The sequence below is a fragment of the Blautia sp. TM10-2 genome (assembly GCF_003480845.1).
GTDB lineage: Bacteria > Bacillota > Clostridia > Lachnospirales > Lachnospiraceae > Fusicatenibacter > Fusicatenibacter saccharivorans.
In genome coordinates, this window is the sequence record NZ_QUJZ01000002.1 from 14312 (window position 1) to 32175 (window position 17864).

16 protein-coding genes and 1 pseudogene are annotated in these 17864 nt (G+C 51.2%); 15 read left to right on the forward strand and 2 right to left on the reverse strand.

The features are described from left to right. The first annotated feature begins 524 nt into the window (after positions 1–524). From DXD92_RS02125 to DXD92_RS18425, 5 genes and pseudogenes are all read left to right on the forward strand, one after another. On the forward strand, positions 525–1865 hold the full coding sequence (locus DXD92_RS02125; RefSeq protein ID WP_117804786.1) for a TrkH family potassium uptake protein: 1341 nt from the start codon (positions 525–527) through the stop codon (positions 1863–1865). Positions 1866–1884: 19 nt separating this feature from the next. Then, positions 1885–2532, forward strand: a complete 648-nt coding sequence (locus DXD92_RS02130; RefSeq protein ID WP_022462603.1) for a potassium channel family protein — start codon at positions 1885–1887, stop codon at positions 2530–2532. A gap of 235 nt (positions 2533–2767) precedes the next feature. Then, entirely contained in the window at positions 2768–4756 is a 1989-nt protein-coding gene (locus DXD92_RS02135) for a DUF4118 domain-containing protein (protein WP_118639959.1), read from the forward strand. Further along, positions 4749–4835, forward strand: a pseudogene (locus DXD92_RS19440) (DNA-binding response regulator); the annotation flags it as partial. The gene DXD92_RS02135 and the pseudogene DXD92_RS19440, both read left to right, overlap by 8 nt. Positions 4836–4886: 51 nt before the next feature. After that, a complete protein-coding gene (locus DXD92_RS18425; RefSeq protein ID WP_158579545.1) occupies positions 4887–5030 on the forward strand; it encodes a hypothetical protein in 144 nt (47 codons plus the stop codon). 90 nt (positions 5031–5120) lie between these two features. Here DXD92_RS18425 and DXD92_RS02145 read toward each other — a convergent pair whose 3' ends face one another. Both DXD92_RS02145 and DXD92_RS02150 read right to left on the reverse strand, forming a co-directional pair. Continuing rightward, the gene (locus DXD92_RS02145; RefSeq protein WP_117813607.1) at positions 5121–6401 is read right to left on the reverse strand and encodes a metallopeptidase TldD-related protein; all 1281 of its coding nucleotides are present in this window, start codon (positions 6399–6401) and stop codon (positions 5121–5123) included. Beyond that, positions 6401–7822, reverse strand: coding sequence for a TldD/PmbA family protein (locus tag DXD92_RS02150; RefSeq protein WP_118639960.1), 1422 nt, complete (start codon positions 7820–7822; stop codon positions 6401–6403). Before DXD92_RS02150 ends, DXD92_RS02145 begins: the two co-directional genes overlap by 1 nt. A gap of 244 nt (positions 7823–8066) precedes the next feature. On the opposite strand from DXD92_RS02150, the gene DXD92_RS02155 reads away from it, so the two are divergent. The 10 genes from DXD92_RS02155 to DXD92_RS02200 all read left to right on the forward strand — a co-directional run bounded on the left by DXD92_RS02155 (position 8067) and on the right by DXD92_RS02200 (position 17808). Then, positions 8067–8996, forward strand: a complete 930-nt coding sequence (locus DXD92_RS02155) for a beta-ketoacyl-ACP synthase III (RefSeq protein WP_117509543.1) — start codon at positions 8067–8069, stop codon at positions 8994–8996. Between the two features lie 51 nt (positions 8997–9047). Further along, complete coding sequence (gene acpP / locus DXD92_RS02160; RefSeq protein WP_022462597.1) at positions 9048–9275, forward strand: acyl carrier protein; 228 nt, start codon at positions 9048–9050, stop codon at positions 9273–9275. 30 nt (positions 9276–9305) lie between these two features. Next, positions 9306–10244 (forward strand): enoyl-[acyl-carrier-protein] reductase FabK, encoded by a 939-nt coding sequence (fabK, locus tag DXD92_RS02165; RefSeq protein WP_022462596.1) that lies wholly within the window; start codon positions 9306–9308, stop codon positions 10242–10244. Then, positions 10241–11161, forward strand: a complete 921-nt coding sequence (gene fabD, locus DXD92_RS02170) for an ACP S-malonyltransferase (RefSeq protein ID WP_118639961.1) — start codon at positions 10241–10243, stop codon at positions 11159–11161. The genes fabK and fabD overlap by 4 nt, the downstream gene beginning before the upstream one ends. Before the next feature lie 28 nt (positions 11162–11189). Then, positions 11190–11930, forward strand: coding sequence for a 3-oxoacyl-[acyl-carrier-protein] reductase (gene fabG / locus DXD92_RS02175; RefSeq protein ID WP_118639962.1), 741 nt, complete (start codon positions 11190–11192; stop codon positions 11928–11930). A gap of 16 nt (positions 11931–11946) precedes the next feature. Continuing rightward, positions 11947–13182: a beta-ketoacyl-ACP synthase II gene (gene fabF / locus DXD92_RS02180; protein ID WP_118639963.1), complete on the forward strand. Its 1236-nt coding sequence runs from the start codon at positions 11947–11949 to the stop codon at positions 13180–13182. 36 nt (positions 13183–13218) lie between these two features. Further along, the gene (accB, locus tag DXD92_RS02185) at positions 13219–13734 is read left to right on the forward strand and encodes an acetyl-CoA carboxylase biotin carboxyl carrier protein (protein ID WP_055218562.1); all 516 of its coding nucleotides are present in this window, start codon (positions 13219–13221) and stop codon (positions 13732–13734) included. A 26-nt stretch (positions 13735–13760) separates the two neighbouring features. Next, the gene (gene fabZ, locus DXD92_RS02190) at positions 13761–14198 is read left to right on the forward strand and encodes a 3-hydroxyacyl-ACP dehydratase FabZ (RefSeq protein WP_022462591.1); all 438 of its coding nucleotides are present in this window, start codon (positions 13761–13763) and stop codon (positions 14196–14198) included. Beyond that, positions 14195–15541 (forward strand): acetyl-CoA carboxylase biotin carboxylase subunit, encoded by a 1347-nt coding sequence (locus tag DXD92_RS02195; RefSeq protein WP_117509541.1) that lies wholly within the window; start codon positions 14195–14197, stop codon positions 15539–15541. The genes fabZ and DXD92_RS02195 overlap by 4 nt, the downstream gene beginning before the upstream one ends. Before the next feature lie 557 nt (positions 15542–16098). Then, on the forward strand, positions 16099–17808 hold the full coding sequence (locus DXD92_RS02200; protein ID WP_082424902.1) for an acetyl-CoA carboxylase carboxyltransferase subunit alpha: 1710 nt from the start codon (positions 16099–16101) through the stop codon (positions 17806–17808). Positions 17809–17864 lie beyond the last annotated feature (56 nt).

Consider the following 17864-nt stretch of genomic DNA (forward strand, 5'->3'; position numbering starts at 1 on the left):
CCTTTCGAAAATAAGGTGCGATGTTTTTTCGGGATAGGGATCCGAGTTCATCTGTAATTACGTTGAGTGATTTTTTGTGAAAAAATTTGGTGTTTTACCCTTTGATCCGTTCTGTTTGACGTAAAAAGTCAACAAAATGCCGTTGGAAAAGGAAACAGAGTATTTATTAAAAACAAAATTGCATAATTCTGCACGAACTTCTCAATAGATTATATGCATAATAACTGATACGTAAGGATTTGCAAATACTTTTTTTGATATTTATGACAAAAGAATCTACTTTCAAAAGGAGAAAAATCGGTAGTTTAACCAACTAATGCGTTACTGCGATAAAAGAAGAATATACACACATTGGGGTCAGACCCCATTACTGTTGTGGGAAACTTTTGGGCGGTTCCTGTTTTTTGGTTTGAAATTCGAAAAATCTTTATACAATCTTAATGCCATGGAAAAGGTATTTATACGTTTTTAAAGCGGAAGTCTCTAAAATAAGGAGGAATCAAAAAGAAGGAGTAAAAAGAGAAATGTGGAGTATAAAACTGCGATACAGGAAACAATGGTCGTCGTTTGAAATTATCATTCTTGGATTTGCGGGGGTAATTCTGGCAGGAGCACTGCTTTTGATGCTTCCTGTGGCTTCGCGGGAAGGAAATGTAACGCCATTTACAGAAACACTGTTTACTGCAACATCAGCCGCCTGTGTGACAGGACTGGCAGTCAGAGATACAGGAAGCTACTGGTCCGTCTTTGGACAGAGCGTGATTTTGCTGCTCATTCAGATCGGCGGTCTTGGTGTGGTTACGATCGCTGTTTCGATTGCGATGCTTTCCGGGAGAAAAATTTCCCTGATGCAGCGAAGCACGATGCAGGATGCGATTTCTGCCCCGAAGGTGGGCGGAATTGTGCGCCTGACGCGTTTTATCCTCAAAGGAACCTTTGGAATTGAACTGTTGGGGGCGTTGTTTCTTCTGCCTGTTTTTTTACGGGATTACGGCGGAAAAGGAATCTGGATGGCGTTGTTTCATTCTGTATCCGCATTCTGCAATGCAGGATTTGATCTTCTTGGAAAAACGGATCATCTGTATCCGTCCCTGACTTCTTATGTGGGAAATCCACTGGTTAATCTTACGATTATGGGGCTGATTGTAACAGGTGGAATCGGATTTCTGACCTGGGATGATATCTATACAAAAAAATACCATTTTCGTCAGTACTGCATGCAAAGCAAGGTGATCCTGCTTACAAGTCTGTTTCTGATTTTTGTTCCGGCGGCCTTCTTTTTCTTCCGGGATTTCGCCGGAATGCCGGTCAAGGAGCGGACGCTCTGCGCATTGTTTCAGTCCGTGACAACAAGAACGGCCGGATTTAATACGGCAGATCTTTCCGGGATGACAGGTGCTTCCCAGGCGATTATGATTGTTCTGATGATGATTGGCGGAGCACCGGGATCAACGGCTGGCGGAATGAAAATTACCACATTTGCCGTGCTGACAGCTAATGCGTCTGCTACGTTCCGTCAGAGAGAGGACACACAGATGTTTGGACGCAGGGTGGGCCAGGAGGTATTAAAAAATGCATCTACGATTCTGATGATGTATCTTTTTCTGGTGCTGATGGGAGGAATGGTGATCAGTGTGGCAGAAAATCTGCCGATTTCTGAGTGTCTGTTTGAGACAGCATCTGCTGTTGGAACGGTTGGCCTGACGCTTGGAATTACGCCGCAGCTCGGTGTTCTTTCGAAAGGAATTCTGATCGCACTGATGTTTCTTGGAAGGGTTGGCGGTCTGACGCTTGTTTATGCTGCGATGCCGGGGAGAAAGAGCGCACATGCAAAAATGCCGCTGGAAAAAATAAATGTAGGATAAGAAGAGAGGAAGAGATGAGATGAAAAATATTTTACTGATTGGAGTAGGAAGATTTGGGAGACATATTGCCATGCATCTGAATCAGCTTGGACATCAGGTGATGGCGGTAGACCGAAATGAGGAACGGATCGACGCCGTGATGCCGTATGTGACAAATGCACAGATCGGTGACAGTGTCAATGCAGACTTTCTGCGATCCCTTGGTGTGGGAAATTATGATGTCTGTATTGTGACGATCGGAAGCAGCTTTCAGGATTCGCTGGAAACCGCGTGTCTTTTGAAGGAGTTGGGCGCAAAATGGGTCGTGTCCCGGGCAGAACGGGATGTACAGGAAAAATTCCTGTTGCGGAACGGAGCGGATCAGGTTGTTTATCCGGAAAAACAGATGGCAAAATGGACAGCAATTCGTTACAGCTCGGATCATGTGTTTGACTATATTGAAATTGACAGTCAGTATGCGATTTTTGAGGTTGAAATCCCGGAGAACTGGATTGGAAAAAATGTCGGCCAGCTGGATATCCGGAAAAAATACGGTATTAATATTCTGGCAACAAGAAAATATGGAAAAACAGATGTTGCGGTGTCTCCGGAGACAGTTCTGGATGGCGATGCTACCATATTGGTTCTTGGTGAATATAAAGCGATCCAGAAATGTTTTCGAATCTGAAAGAGAGGTGATTTCTGTGTTAAGTGTAGGACTGCTCTTCGTTACCCTGGTCGGTTTTTTGTCTGGAGGTGTGCTCGTGGATCAGATAGAGACATTTTTCACGGAAAACAGAAGAGAGGAACCGGAAACGGGACAAAATTTCACGGAAAACAGAAAACAAGAACAGGGAACGGGAGAAAAAAAGATTTCCTGACTATAGCTTTCTCTTCATTTATGATCTACAATAGGAGGTGGGGTGAGACAGTTGGAAAAAGAAAAACAAAAAAAAGAGCATATCCTGGTGTGTCTGTCCTCTTCGCCATCCAATGAAAAAATTATTCGGACTGCGGCGCAGATGGCACAGGCGTTTCAGGCCGGCTTTACGGCATTGTATGTGCAGACAGCAGAAAAAACAGAAAAAACACCGGAGGATCTGGCAAGGCTGCAGAAGCATGTTCGTCTGGCAGAGCAGAGCGGGGCAGAAATTGTAACGACACACAGTGAGGATATTGCCCTGCAGATTGCAGAATACGCAAGAATTTCCGAGGTGACGCGGATTGTCATTGGAAAGAGCATGATGAAGCAGGGCTATTTCCATCAGCGAAGGGTGTGGACCGAGCGTCTGACGGATCTTGTGCCTGATCTGGAAATTCACATCATTCCAGACTCAGACGTGTACCGGAGATATCAGAAACGAAAAAAATTTCTGGAGTGGATGGAGTTGCCTTCCTGGAAAGAACTGATGCTTACGGTTCTGATTCTGGCTGCTGCGACCGGAATTGGAGAAATCTTTTTTCGGCTCGGTTTTACCGATGCCAATATCATTACCGTATATTTGTTTGGCGTCATGCTGACATCTATTCTGACCAGCGGTTATACCTGTAGTGTAATCAGTTCTGTGGCAAGTGTTATCCTGTTTAATTATTTTATGACAGAGCCAAGGCTTTCGTTGTATGCGTATGGTTCCGGCTATCCGGTGACCTTTGCGATCATGCTTGGCACTTCAATCCTGACCAGTACGCTTGCTTTAAAATTGAAAGAAAATGCAAAGCTTTCTGCACGAGATGCCTTTCGAACCAAGATTCTTTTTAATACCAGCCAGCTTCTGCAAAAGGCAGAGGATGCGTCAGAAATTTTTGATATTACGGCAACGCAGCTGATAAAGCTTCTGGGAAGAAATCTGGTTGTGGCGCCGGTAGAAAAAAAGAAAAACGGCATTGTGCAGGGAACTCTTTATAACGCCGAAACAGGAATAAAATCAGAAAAAGTTTTTAATGTGAAAGAACAGGAAATCCTGCAGTGGGTTCTGAAAAACCGGAAACGGGCGGGAGCTATGACAGAACGTTTTTCTGAAGAACCGTATCTGTACCTTTCCATCTATGCGGCACAGAACAGATATGGTGTGATCGGCATTTTCATCGGACAAAAGCCACTGGATGCGTTTGAGAACAGTATCCTGCTTTCTATTCTGGGAGAGTGCGCCATGGCACTGGATCGGGAACAAAGTGCGAGAGAAAAAGAAGAGGCGGCAGTCATGGCGAAAAATGAGCAGCTTCGGGTGAATCTGCTGCGGACGATTTCCCATGATCTGCGCACACCACTGACATCAATTCTCGGCAATGCAGACTCTTTGATCAGTAACTTTGACGCACTGGACGAAGGGATGCGGAAACAGATTTTTTCGGATATTTATGAGGATGCCGGATGGCTGATTGAACTGGTGGAAAATCTGCTTGCGCTTACGAAAATAGAAGATGGAAGTGTAAAACTGCAGTTATCCGATCAGGTGGTTGAGGATGTAGTCCGTGAGGCGCTGCGCCATGTAGAACGGCGGAAAAACGAACATAAAATTACGGTGGACTGCGGGGAAGATGTACTGCTCGCCCGCATGGATGCAAAGCTGATTGTACAGGTATTGGTAAACCTGATCAACAATGCAGTAAAATATACACAGGCAGGATCCAAGATCCGGATTACAGCCGGAAAAGAAGAAAAAAACGTATGGATTGCGGTGGAGGATAATGGACCCGGCATTCCGGCGGAGTGCAGGGAGCATGTATTTGAAATGTTCTATTCCGGAAAAAATAAGGTGAGTGACAGCCGCAGAAGCCTTGGCCTTGGGCTGGCGCTGTGCCGCTCCATTGTAAATGCGCATGGCGGGGAACTGGTGCTTCGTGACTGCGCTCCGCACGGCTGTCATTTTCGTTTTACGCTGCCGCTCAGTGAGGTGAATTTAAATGAATAAGACATTGATACTGGCCGTGGAAGACGATACGCCGGTCCACAACCTGATTACGACAACACTGAAAACACACGATTATAAATAACCACATTGGGGTCAGACCCCATTACTGTTTAGAAATTTTGTTCTTGTTTTGGCAATTCTGACACTGCAGACTGTGCTGAATGACAATATCAAAACGGCAGAAGATGTTGAAACTTATCTGGGTCTTAACACCCTGGTCGTTGTTCCGGATTTTGGAAGCAAAAAGAAATCCAGAAGACGAAGAAAAGACTGAACATAAACACAGAAAATTAAAAAGGAGCATCTCCGGTTTCGAACTTGAAACCTGGAGATGCTCCTTTTTCGTATGCTGCAGAATGAAAAATTATTCTCCCGCCACCGTCACATCCCGCAGCAGTACCGCACACGGCACCACGCGGTTGTTTATCTGCTGTGTCTCTTTCGAGAAAGTCAGATTTTTCAGCACATCGTCATAACGGGCGGAAAGTGATCCGCTGGTTGTCGGATGGGAGGTGGTTCCGTCGCTCTCATACGCGAGCCGGATCTCACCGCCGCAGGTGCCGCTTACGGCATCCATATCAAACGCACTGAAATCGGTGATTTCTATATGCGGCATGCTGCGCAGCTCGTCGAGTGTTTTCGAACCGCCTTCAACTACCATGTTATTCATGGAAGTAGTATCCTTCATGCCGATATAATGGGCATGCTGAAGGCTGCCCCAGTAGGAGCGGCAGATGCCGTTTTCAAACAGAACGCGCTCGGCTACCGGCATACCGGTTTCGTCGTACGGCGCGTTTTTGGCAGAGCCGTCGAGCGTCGGCACGAGGCGGATATTCAGCGGATCCGCATCCGCACCGGTGATGGCTTCACCGATTTTTGCTTTTGCAACGCCCATATACTGATAAGAAGCGTTGGTATGCATGGCAAAATACTGGAAGAAGCTGCCGACGGCATTTCCGGTCAGGAGAACATCAGCATGCTCATTCTGCCGGGTCGGAACAGCATTCAGACGCTGGCGGCCGGTGTGGAACATTCCGCGCACTTCGGCGATGATCTTCTCGGCAGATTTGTCGGAGAAGCGGAGATCCTTGTAGATCTCAATCTCATGATCATCCTTGCGGGAGTTTGTGACAACCTCGATCTCGCAGTCAAAGCCGGAGAAGGTGACATCGACACCGCGGGAATTGCGGATGTGTGTCTGCTTCTGGTTGACGAAAATCTCATATGAGTTTACACGGGAATCCTCTTCCGCCTTGATTTCCTGCATAGCCTGCACCAGTTTTACGAGTTCAGCGGTAAGATCGCGGGAAGCATCAGCCGTGTCGGCGCTTGCCTGGGCATCCGATGGCTCTGCAACAGGGTACCATGGGTTCTGCACAAACTGTGCGGCGAACAGCGCCTGGTCAATTTCCTGCTTCATTTCTTCGCGGGAAATGCCCTGGTGGATCTCTTTTTCTGCGCTTCCGCGGAATTTTCCATCCTCACTGTCGACAAAGACGGTCAGAAACGTATGAGTTACTTTTTTCGCGCGGCTCATGTCGAGCTTCTGACCGATGAAAAATGCCTCGCGGGATTCGGTCTGCTCTTCGCGGATCAGAAAGTCGCTGGCTTTGCTTGTTTTTAATACATCGTATAATTCGTTCATCAGCCTAACCTCACTTTACATTTCAGATACGGGCCGCCATCGCTGACTTTGACCCATTCTTTGTGACCTTTTCCGCACATGCCGGAGCCGAAGAGCTCTTCTTTGTCGGAAACCATGGAGATGCTCTTTAAGAGATCCGGAACGTAGCCGGTCAGGGTGACAGGAGATACGACTTTTCCGGTCAGCTTACCATCTTTGATCTCGCGGCCGAGTCCGACCATGCACTGGATGCCCCAGTGTTTCGGGTCTTCCATACCGGACTGAACGCTTTCGAGAAGATAGCCGTGCTCAATCGAAGCGATCATATCATCGAGTTTGTCTGTGCCTGCGGTGAAGTAGGTGTTGGTCATACGGGAGTAGACTTTGCGCTCGAAGCTCTCGCGTTTTCCGTTTCCGGTCGGCGTGGTGCCAAGGCGGAGTGCGCTTACGAGATCGCTGATGCCGGTAACGAGTGTACCGTGGTCGATGACCGTGGTGTCGGTGCCGGGCGTTCCCTCATCATCAAAAAGATAACTGCTGACCTGCTGTGCGCCGACTGCTCCGTCGTGCATGGAGGAGAGCTGGGAGGCAACAGGCTTGCCGATATACTCTTTGGCGAGTGCGCGGTCTTTGACAAACATATCCATCTCGACACCGTGGCCGAATGCCTCGTGTGCAATCACGCCGGTGACATCCGGTGCGGTGATGACATCGTACATGCCAGGGATGACCGGATCGGAGTGGAGCTTGTCGTACAGAACGGCGATGATTTCCTCAACAATCGCATCCATCTCATTTAAGATTTCCACGCCTTTCAGGCCGGAGCAGGAACGGTACGACATATTCTGTTTTCCGTTTTCTGTGCCGATTGCGGAAAGGGAGCCCTCCGAGAAAGCGTAGGACTGCATCAGATCCTTTTTGGAGGAGAGGAACAGCTTGTTGACACGGGCAAAGCTGACGGTACTCTGGAATTCCAGAATTCCTTCATGGGCAGCGCCGGCGTTGCAGAGTTTCCGAAGGTGGGAGAGAATCTCCTCTGCGGAGACGGTCTCTGGGTCAATCTCGATTTCATTCTGCATCGTTTTTGCGATGGCTTCTTCCTGCACGAGAGGAGACTCCATCTGCGCAATGCCGAGTGCCTTTAATGCCTGAAATTCGGATTTCAGCGCGGAAGTAATTTCCTCCGCAAGATCTGCGGCATCGGTGAGGTTGTTGAAGGAATATTCGGTGTAGGAACCGTCCTGCCATGCACGGACAACGAAGCCGCGTTCACAGAAGTGATAATCGCCGACGGTGGTCTGATGCATGCTGACGCGGTAGGTCGTACCTTTGACATCGGTGCAGAGCACGCTGACATAATCGAATTCGCGCTCGAGCAGACGGATCAGTTCCTGAATCTGTGGTTTGATTTCCACAAGATAGGATGACATTGGAACCTGCATAAGTTTGGTGTCCTTTCTGGAGCCTGCCGGAGTGTTCGATAGAGAACCTGCGCCGGGGCTCAAAATAATAGAATCCGGAAAAAATAGTTTCGAAAAAATCCCGAACATAGTTTCATTATAGAAGTGGGAAATGGAAAAAGCAATAAAAAAAGGTTGACAAAATGAATTTTGATGATATACTTTGAATATCAAAACATTTGAAAAGAAAAATGTTTGAGAATGAAATAAGCAAGAGGACAGTAAGGTGAAAAACGGCAGAATTGCGGGAACCGGTTCGTATGTACCGGAGACGATATGGAAAAATGAAGATCTGGAAAAGATGGTGGATACGAGCGATATCTGGATCCGGGAGCGGACGGGAATCGGTGCGCGCCACATAGCCGGGGAGGAGACGGTTGCCCAAATGGCAGTAAAGGCGGCGAGAAGAGCGCTGGAAAATGCCGGGATCTGTTCGACAGAACTGGATCTGATTCTTGTCGGAACCTCCTCGTCGGAGAGCATCTTTCCGAATACCGCCTGTCTTGTGCAGGATGAAATCGGTGCCTTCCGTGCCGCCTGTCTCGATGTCAGCGCCGCCTGCACCGGATTTCTTGCGGTGTATGAGCTGGGCCAGCTGTATATCCGGAGCGGCAAGGCAAAAAACGTGCTGCTGATCGGCGCGGATGCCCTGAGCCGCCTGGTGGACTGGAGTGACCGCGGAACCTGCATTCTGTTCGGGGACGGCGCGGGAGCCGTTGTGCTGACGGCAGAGGAGCAGGAGACAAAAGCGTGCGAAAAGATCCATTCTGATGGAGAAAAAGGCGTGTCGCTGACCTGCGAAAAGGGAACGTATCTGCAGATGGACGGCCGTGCCGTGTTCCAGTTTGCTTTATCCCGCGTGCCGGAAGTCATCCGCGAGGTGCTCGCGGAAGCCGACATGGCGGTCGAAGAGATTGATGCGTTTATCCTTCATCAGGCAAACAGCCGCATCATCGACGGCGTGGCAAAACGACTGAAAGCACCGAAAGAAAAATTTCCGCGGAATATCGAAGCATACGGCAATACATGTGCGGCGAGCATTCCGATTCTGCTGGATGAGTGGAACCGGTCCGGCAGAGCCAAAAAAGGACAGAGAATCGTTCTCTCCGGTTTCGGAGCAGGACTGATCTGGGGCGCGGCGTACCTGGAATGGTAAGAAACGCCCATATAAAATAAGAAGAATAAGAAAAAAAGTGAGGACAAAAACATGTTAGAAAAAGTAAAAGAAACCGTAGCAGAAGCACTGGGAGCAGACATCGATACCATCACAGCGGAGACTTCCTTCAAAGAGGATCTCGGAGCAGATTCCCTGGATCTGTTTGAAATGGTCATGTCCCTCGAGGACACCTGCGGCGTGGAAATCCCGACCGAGGATCTGGAAACGATGGTAACTGTCGGTGATGTTGCAGAGTATCTGGAGCAGCACAAAAACTAAGAAAGATCGGGAAGCAGGAGGAAGCGATTCATGATCACAGAAGTGACAAAATTACTCGGGATTCAGTATCCAGTCATTCAGGGCGGCATGGCCTGGGTGGCGGAGCATCATCTGGCAGCGGCAGTTTCCGAGGCCGGCGGCCTTGGCCTCATCGGAGCATCGGCGGCACCGGCAGAGTGGGTTCGGAATGAAATCCGCGAAGCAAAAAAACTGACGGACAAACCGTTCGGCGTCAACATCATGCTGATGAGCCCGTATGCGGATGAGGTGGCAAAAGTGGTTGCCGAGGAAGGCGTAAAAGTCGTTACGACGGGCGCAGGAAATCCGGAGAAATATATGGAACTGTGGAAAAACGCTGGTATCCGCGTCATCCCGGTGGTCGCTTCCGTGGCTCTTGCAAGACGAATGGAGCGCGCAGGCGCAGATGCCGTTGTGGCAGAAGGATGTGAGTCCGGCGGCCATATCGGCGAGACGACAACGATGGCACTCGTTCCGCAGGTGGCAGATGCCGTAAAAATTCCAGTCATTGCGGCCGGTGGAATTGCGGACGGACGCGGAATGGCAGCAGCCTTTATGCTGGGTGCCGAGGCGGTTCAGATGGGAACGCGTTTTGTCGCTTCGAAAGAGGCCGTTGTGCATGAAAATTACAAGCAGCTGGTGATCAAGGCGAAAGATATTGATACCCGCGTGACAGGCCGCACAACCGGTCATCCGGTGCGGGCGATCCGAAATGAGATGACACGCCATTATCTGGAACTGGAAAAAGAGGGAGCTCCGTTCGAAGAGCTGGAAAAACTGACGCTCGGCGGTCTTCGAAGAGCCGTTGTGGACGGCGATGTCAAAACCGGAAGCGTGATGTCCGGTCAGATTGCAGGTATGGTAAAAGACGAGAAAAGCTGCAAAGAAATCATAGAGCAGATGATGAATGAGATGGAAGAACTTCTGAAAGGAGCACCGGCGCGGTTATGAGTAAAACAGCATTTATGTTTCCTGGACAGGGTTCCCAGTGTGTCGGCATGGGCGCGGATTTTTATGAAGCATGTCCGAAAGCGAGAGCCGTCTACGATATGGCATCCGAGCTGATCGGGATTGATATGAAAAGACTCTGTTTTGAGGAAAATGAACATCTGGATCAGACAGAGTTTACCCAGATTGCACTGCTGACAACCGGAATGGCGATGGAGCAGTCCATCCGGGCGTGCGGCCTTACGCCGGATGTGACAGCGGGCCTCAGCCTTGGCGAGTACAACGCGATTGTGTCCGCCGGCGGTATGGAAATGGCGGATGCGATGAAGGTCGTCCGCAGAAGAGGCATCCTGATGGAGGAGGCCGTTCCGGCAGGCGAGGGCGCGATGGCGGCGGTGCTCGGCATGGAAGCTGCAAAAATCGAAGAGATTTTGAGCGGGATTTCCGGCGCCTACATTGCCAATTACAACTGCCCGGGTCAGATTGTCATCACCGGATATGAGGCGGCAGTGGCAGAGGCTTCGGAAAAGTTAAAAGAAGCAGGCGCAAAGCGGGTACTTCCGCTGAACGTAAGCGGCCCGTTCCATTCCCCGATGATGGAATCCGCATCCAAGGGACTGACGGAGGCGCTCGAGGGTGTCGGTTTTATGGAACTCGAGATTCCGTATGTAACGAATGTAACCGGTCAGTATGTGCGTGACATTGCACTGACACGCGGCCTTCTGATTCAGCAGGTGGCATCCGGTGTGCGGTGGCAGCAGAGCATCGAGGCGATGATTGCGGATGGCGTTGACACCTTCGTGGAAATTGGACCGGGAAGAACGCTGACCGGATTTTTGAGAAAAATCAACCGGGAGGTAAAGGGTTACAATATCCGCACCTATGAGGAAATGCATCAGGTGTGCGAAACTTTATTATAGATAGTGGATTATGCAGCAGGAGAATGAGATGTTAAGTGGAAAAACAGCAGTAGTAACGGGCGCATCCCGCGGAATCGGGCGTGCGATTGCAGAAAAACTGGCGGCGGAGGGAGCCTTTGTCGTCATCAATTACAATGGTTCGAAAGAGGCGGCCGAAACCGTGCTTGCGGGAATCCGCGCGGCAGGAGGAGACGGCTGTGTGATGCAGTGCAATGTATCGGATTTTACGGCGTGTGAAGCGTGGATGAAGGAAATTCTTGCTTTGTATGGGAAAATCGATATTCTGGTCAACAACGCGGGCATCACAAAGGACGGTCTTCTGATGGGCATGTCGGAGGAAGCCTTCGACCGTGTCATTGAGACAAACCTCAAGGGAACGTTCAACTGCATCCGCTTTGCGGCACGGCCGATGATCCGCCAGAAGAGCGGCTGCATCATCAACATGGCTTCTGTGGTCGGCGTGGCAGGAAACGCCGGACAGGCAAATTATGCGGCATCGAAAGCAGGTGTGATCGGCCTGACGAAAACAGCGGCACGGGAACTGGCATCCCGCGGCATCCGCGTCAATGCGATTGCGCCGGGCTTTATTGAGACCGATATGACGGAGGTTCTTTCGGATAAAGTGAAAGAAGCATCCGTATCCCAGATTCCGCTCGGCCATTTCGGAAAGCCGGAGGATGTGGCAAACCTGGCTGCATTTCTGGCATCCGAAGCGGCAGCTTACATCACCGGACAGGTGATTCACTGCGACGGCGGCATGGTGATCTAAGAAAAGGAGAGTTGGAATGAAGAGAAGAGTAGTCATCACAGGGCTGGGTGCGGTAACCCCGATTGGAAATACCGTGGAGGAATTCTGGAACGGCGTCCGCAAGGGAGCCTGCGGAATCGGAACGATTACGAAATTTGATACAGCAGAATATAAAGTACATCTGGCAGGCGAGGTCAAAGGCTTCGTGGCAAAAGAGCGCATGGATTTCAAAGCGGCAAGACGAATGGGAACCTTTTCCCAGTATGCCGTTGCAGCAGCAAAAGAAGCGTTTGCAGATGCCGGCATTTCCATGGAGAATGAAGATCCGTTCCGCGTCGGCGTTCTGGTGGGCTCCGGCGTCGGTGATCTGAATGCATGCGAACAGGCGAAAGCCAAAATTGATGCCGGAAATCCGTCCCGCGTCAACCCGTTTACCGTTCCGGTGATGATTGCGAACATGGCGGCGGGAAACGTTGCGATTGCACTCGGCGCGAAAGGAAAATGTACCAGCGTGGTGACGGCGTGTGCGACAGGAACGCACTGCATTGGCGATGCCTTCCGCGCAATTCAGTACAACGACGCGGACATCTGTGTGGCAGGTGGTGCGGAGAGCGCAATTACGCCGGTCGGCGTGGCAGGCTTTTCGGCACTGACCGCACTTTCCGAGTCGGAAGATCCGCTGCGGGCTTCGATTCCGTTTGATAAGGACCGGAACGGTTTCGTCATGGGCGAGGGCGCCGGCATTCTCGTACTTGAGGAGCTGGAGCACGCGAAACAGCGCGGCGCGAAGATCTATGCAGAGGTAGTCGGATACGGCGCAACCTGCGATGCGTACCACATTACTTCTCCATTGGAAGATGGAAGCGGTGCGGCACGTGCGATGGAGCTTGCGATGGAAGAAGCGGGAGTAAAACCGGAAGAAGTTACTTATATTAATGCACACGGAACGTCCACACATCACAACGATCTGTTTGAAACGCGTGCGATCCGGAAAGCCTTCGGTGATGCGGCAGACTATGTGCTGGTCAACTCGACGAAATCGATGGTCGGTCATCTGCTCGGCGCGGCAGGCGGTGTGGAAGCTGTTGTCTGTGCGAAATCCATTCAGGACGGCTTCGTGCATCAGACGATTGGAACAAAGGAAGCAGATGCGGAATGCGATCTGAATTACTGCATCGGCGCTCCGGTGGAAACCGATGTGAAACTGGCAATGAGCAATTCCCTTGGTTTTGGCGGCCACAATGCGGTGCTGCTGTTTCAGAAATATGAATAAAGCGGCATCGTGTTCCGGTGCAGAAAGGAAAATAAGATGGAATTAGATCAGATTTTACAGTTGATTGATAAAGTTTCGGATTCTTCGCTGACCGCGTTTGATTACGAGGCTGATGGGATCAAGATTGCCATGGAGCATGGAAAAGCAGCTCCGGTGCAGGTGCAGATGAGCGGGGTTCCATCCGGTGCCGGTCTGCAGATGGCAGAGATGATGGGCGGAGCAAATGGCGTGACAGCGAAAGAAGCAGCCATGCCGGAGAGAAAAGAAACGGCAGGAAAAAGTACAGCGGCTGAGGATCACAGCGAAGCAGAAGAAGGCGTTTTTGTGACATCCCCGCTGGTCGGAACGTTTTATACAGCTCCGGCAGAAGATGCCGAGCCGTTTGTGAAGGTTGGCGACACCGTGAAAAAGGGACAGGTTGTAGCGATTGTGGAGGCCATGAAGCTGATGAATGAGATTGAGAGCGAAGTGGACGGCGTGATTGCGGAGGTTCTGGTGAAAAACGGCGAGATGGTTGATTACGGAAAACCGCTGTTCCGGGTAAAAGCGTAAAGCCGGGACGAGAAAGGAAGCAGCGAATGAACAGTTTGACAACGAAACAGATTCAGGAGATTATTCCACACAGACATCCGTTTCTGCTGGTGGATTACATAGAAGATTTTGAACCGGGCGAATTCGGTATTGGATACAAATGTGTGACGTACCGCGAGGATTTTTTTGCGGGTCATTTTCCGCAGGAGCCGGTGATGCCGGGCGTGCTGATTATCGAGGCGCTGGCGCAGGTCGGTGCGGTTGCGATTCTTTCTCTTGACGAGAATAAGGGAAAAATTGCATTTTTCGGCGGCATCAACAAGTGCCGCTTTAAGGGAAAAGTGAAACCGGGAGACAAGCTTCGTCTGGAGACGAAAATTATCCGCCACAAGGGACCGATGGGCGTCGGGGAAGCGGTTGCTTCGGTTGACGGCAAGGTGGTCGCGCAGGCGGAACTGACCTTTATGGTGGGGGCAGCACAATGATTCGAAAAGTTTTGATTGCAAACCGTGGGGAGATCGCGGTCCGGATTATCCGGGCATGCCGTGAGATGGGAATTCTCACGGTTGCTGTTTATTCGGAGGCGGACCGGGAGGCACTGCATGCGCAGCTCGCGGATGAGGCGGTGTGCATCGGGCCGGCGCCGTCGAAGGACAGTTATTTAAATATGGAACGTATTTTGAGTGCGGCGCTTGTGACGGGGGCGGATGCGGTTCATCCGGGATTTGGATTCCTGTCGGAGAACAGCACGTTTGCGCGGAGATGCCAGGAGTGCCACATTACGTGGATTGGGCCGTCGCCTGAGGTGATGGACCGTCTGGGTAATAAGTCTGAGGCGCGAAATACGATGCAGGCAGCCGGTGTGCCGGTGATTCCGGGGACGAAGGAACCTGTTTTTGACTGGGAGACGGGTCTTTCTGAGGCCGACCGGATTGGTTTTCCGGTGATGATTAAGGCGGCGCTTGGAGGCGGCGGCAAGGGTATGCGCATGGCGGAGACGCGCGGGGAGTTCCAGAGTGCGTTTCAGACGGCGCAGAAGGAGGCTAAAAGTTCGTTTGCGGACGGGACGATGTATGTGGAGCGGCTGATTCGTCATCCGCGTCATGTGGAGTTTCAGATTATGGCGGACTCGTTCGGGAATGTGATTCATCTTGGGGAGCGGGACTGCTCGATTCAGAGGAATCATCAGAAGATGATTGAGGAGTCGCCTTGTGTGGCGATTGATGATACGCTGCGGGAGCGGATGGGCTCGGCGGCGGTCCGGGCGGCGAAGGCGGCGCATTATGTGAATGCGGGGACGATTGAGTTTCTGCTGGAGCCGGACGGGAATTTTTATTTTATGGAGATGAATACGCGGATTCAGGTGGAGCATCCGGTGACGGAGTGGGTCACGGGGGTGGATCTGATTCAGGAGCAGCTTCGGGTGGCTTCGGGGATGCCGCTGTCGGTGACGCAGGGGGAGGTCCGGCTTTCGGGGCATGCGATTGAGTGCAGGATTAATGCGGAGAATCCGGCGAAGAATTTCAGGCCTTGTCCGGGGAAGATTACGGAGATGCATCTGCCGGGCGGGTTTGGAGTACGGGTGGATACGGCGGCGTATGACGGGTATGTGATTCCGGCGTTTTATGATTCGATGCTGGCGAAGCTGATTGTGCATGGGAGGACGCGTGAGGAGGCGATTGCGCGGATGAGGAGTGCGCTGGGGGAAGTCGTCATCGAGGGAGTCGACACTAACGTTGATTATTTGTATTCTATTTTAAATGAAGAGGAGTATCTGGCCGGGAGGGCGGATATTGAGTTTGTGGAGCGGTTGACGGAGAGATTGTAAGAGACGGACGCCGCCCGGCAGTACAGCAGAGGGGGACGGCGCGGTTTCAGAGGAAAGAAATACTAAGGCCTCCAGCATTTGCTAAAACCATTTTCAAAAATCCAAAACTCGCTGTCGCTCAGACAGTTGGATTTTTGAAAATAACGCAAATTCTGGAAGCCTAAGTGTTTCTATAGCAATCCCCGAAAATAATGCAAAAAATTCAGCACCGCAGAGCGTGAATTACTGCGTCACAGATTTTCGTCGTACCCCGGTACGCCTTCAAATCTGTTCCTTGCAATTCGCGCTCTGCAGCACTGCCTTTTTTGCATTATTTTCGGGTCTTGCTATAGTTCCTCCTGCAAATGCGCCGTCCCCCTCTGCTGTACTGCCGGGCGGCTGAGATCAGACACACGACTGGGAGAGTGTGGTCAGCGACACCGCGGGGCGGTGCGGCTGGGATGACAGGAGTGAGCGGTGAAGAGAGAATGAATGCCTCGATGGGTGAGGTGTGTGGTTGGAAGATTGTTATGGTGACAATAGAGTGAAAGTGTTATGACGTAAGGAGTGATGGTGGTATGATGCTGGGTAAGTATTTTAAGAAGACGGTGTTTCGGAAGGAGCACACGGCGGATGGGGTGGTGCCGGAGGCGCCGCAGGGGATTTTGAAGAAGTGTAATGCTTGTAAGGGGGCTATTTTTACGGAGGATGTGAAGAGGAATCTTTATATTTGTCCGAAGTGTGGGAATTATTTTCGGGTGCATGCGTATCGGAGGATTGAGTTTCTTCTGGATGATGGGAGTTTTGAGGAATGGGATCAGGGGATGACGGCGGGGAATCCGCTGGGGTTTCCGGGGTATGAAGAGAAGGTGAGGGCTCTGCAGGAGAGAACAGGGCTTACGGAGGCTGTTGTGACTGGTAAGGGACGGATCAACGGGATGGAGACGGTGATCGGGGTCTGTGATGGCAGGTTTATGATGGCCAGTATGGGTGAGGCTGTTGGGGAGAAGATTACGCGGGCGGTGGAGAGGGCGACGAAGCTCTCGCTGCCGGTGATTTTGTTTGCGTGCTCGGGAGGGGCGCGGATGCAGGAGGGGATTGTTTCTCTGATGCAGATGGCGAAGACGTCGGCGGCGCTGAAAAGACACAGTGATGCGGGGCTTTTGTATGTGAGTGTGCTGACGGACCCGACGACGGGCGGCGTGACGGCGAGCTGGGCGATGCTGGGGGATATTATTCTGGCGGAGCCGCATGCGCTGATCGGGTTTGCGGGACCGAGGGTTATTGAGCAGACAATAGGACAGAAACTGCCGAAAGGGTTCCAGCGGGCGGAGTTTCTGGTGGAGCATGGGTTTGTGGATCGGATTCTGCCAAGAGAAGAGGCGAAAGAGGTGCTGTCGGAGATTCTGCGGATGCATGGGAAAGATATCGAAGTTTCCTCGGAAGTGCTGACTTTGGGGGATGGAGACGTGAAGCGGTCTTTGGCAGCACCAGAAACGGGAGAGAAAACATCGGCTTGGGACTGTGTGCAGAAAGCGCGGAAAAAGGACCGACCGGTGGGAGAAGATTATATTCGGGAGCTGTTTCCTGATTTTATTGAGTTTCATGGTGATCGACTGTATGGCGATGATGCGGCGATCATCGGCGGTATTGCATCGTTTGACGGCACACCGGTCACGGTCATCGCCGAGGCGAAAGGCGCGGATACGAAAGAAAACATCCGCCGCAATTTCGGCATGCCGTCCCCGGAGGGCTACCGCAAAGCCCTGCGTCTGATGAAACAGGCCGAAAAATTCCACAGGCCTGTTATCTGTCTCGTAGACACCCCAGGCGCCTTCTGCGGAATGGAAGCCGAAGAACGCGGCCAGGGCGAGGCGATTGCGCGGAACCTGTATGAAATGTCAGCGTTAAAAACGCCGGTTCTTTCTATTGTCATTTCAGAAGGCGGCAGCGGCGGTGCACTGGCACTCGCCGTGGCGGATGAAGTGTGGATGATGCAGAATGCCATCTACTCCATCCTGTCGCCGGAGGGATTTGCAAGCATCCTGTGGAAAGACGGCAAACGCGCGCCGGAGGCCGCCGAGGTGATGAAGCTGACGGCGGGGGATTTGAAGGAACTGGGAATTGTAGAAGAGATTGTGGAAGAGCCGGGGGAGTTTACGGTGGACACAATGCCAGTGGTGTGTGAAGAATTGAGAGGCAAAATTCTGAGATTCCTGGAAAAGTATGAGAAGATGGATGGGGAAGAACTGGTAGAGGAGAGGTATCGGAGATTTCGGGATATGTGAAAAGAAGATTTTGACATATTCTGAAATGCATGATATTATGATATTGAAAAGAGTGC

Coding starts and splice junctions, on each gene's coding strand:
- DXD92_RS02125 (WP_117804786.1), top strand. CDS start 525: ATGTGGAGTATAAAACTGCGATACAGGAAACAATGGTCGTCGTTTGAA.
- DXD92_RS02130 (WP_022462603.1), top strand. CDS start 1,885: ATGAAAAATATTTTACTGATTGGAGTAGGAAGATTTGGGAGACATATT.
- DXD92_RS02145 (WP_117813607.1), bottom strand. CDS start 6,401: ATGAACGAATTATACGATGTATTAAAAACAAGCAAAGCCAGCGACTTT.
- DXD92_RS02150 (WP_118639960.1), bottom strand. CDS start 7,822: ATGCAGGTTCCAATGTCATCCTATCTTGTGGAAATCAAACCACAGATT.
- acpP (WP_022462597.1), top strand. CDS start 9,048: ATGTTAGAAAAAGTAAAAGAAACCGTAGCAGAAGCACTGGGAGCAGAC.
- fabK (WP_022462596.1), top strand. CDS start 9,306: ATGATCACAGAAGTGACAAAATTACTCGGGATTCAGTATCCAGTCATT.
- fabD (WP_118639961.1), top strand. CDS start 10,241: ATGAGTAAAACAGCATTTATGTTTCCTGGACAGGGTTCCCAGTGTGTC.
- fabG (WP_118639962.1), top strand. CDS start 11,190: ATGTTAAGTGGAAAAACAGCAGTAGTAACGGGCGCATCCCGCGGAATC.
- fabF (WP_118639963.1), top strand. CDS start 11,947: ATGAAGAGAAGAGTAGTCATCACAGGGCTGGGTGCGGTAACCCCGATT.
- accB (WP_055218562.1), top strand. CDS start 13,219: ATGGAATTAGATCAGATTTTACAGTTGATTGATAAAGTTTCGGATTCT.
- fabZ (WP_022462591.1), top strand. CDS start 13,761: ATGAACAGTTTGACAACGAAACAGATTCAGGAGATTATTCCACACAGA.
- DXD92_RS02195 (WP_117509541.1), top strand. CDS start 14,195: ATGATTCGAAAAGTTTTGATTGCAAACCGTGGGGAGATCGCGGTCCGG.
- DXD92_RS02200 (WP_082424902.1), top strand. CDS start 16,099: ATGATGCTGGGTAAGTATTTTAAGAAGACGGTGTTTCGGAAGGAGCAC.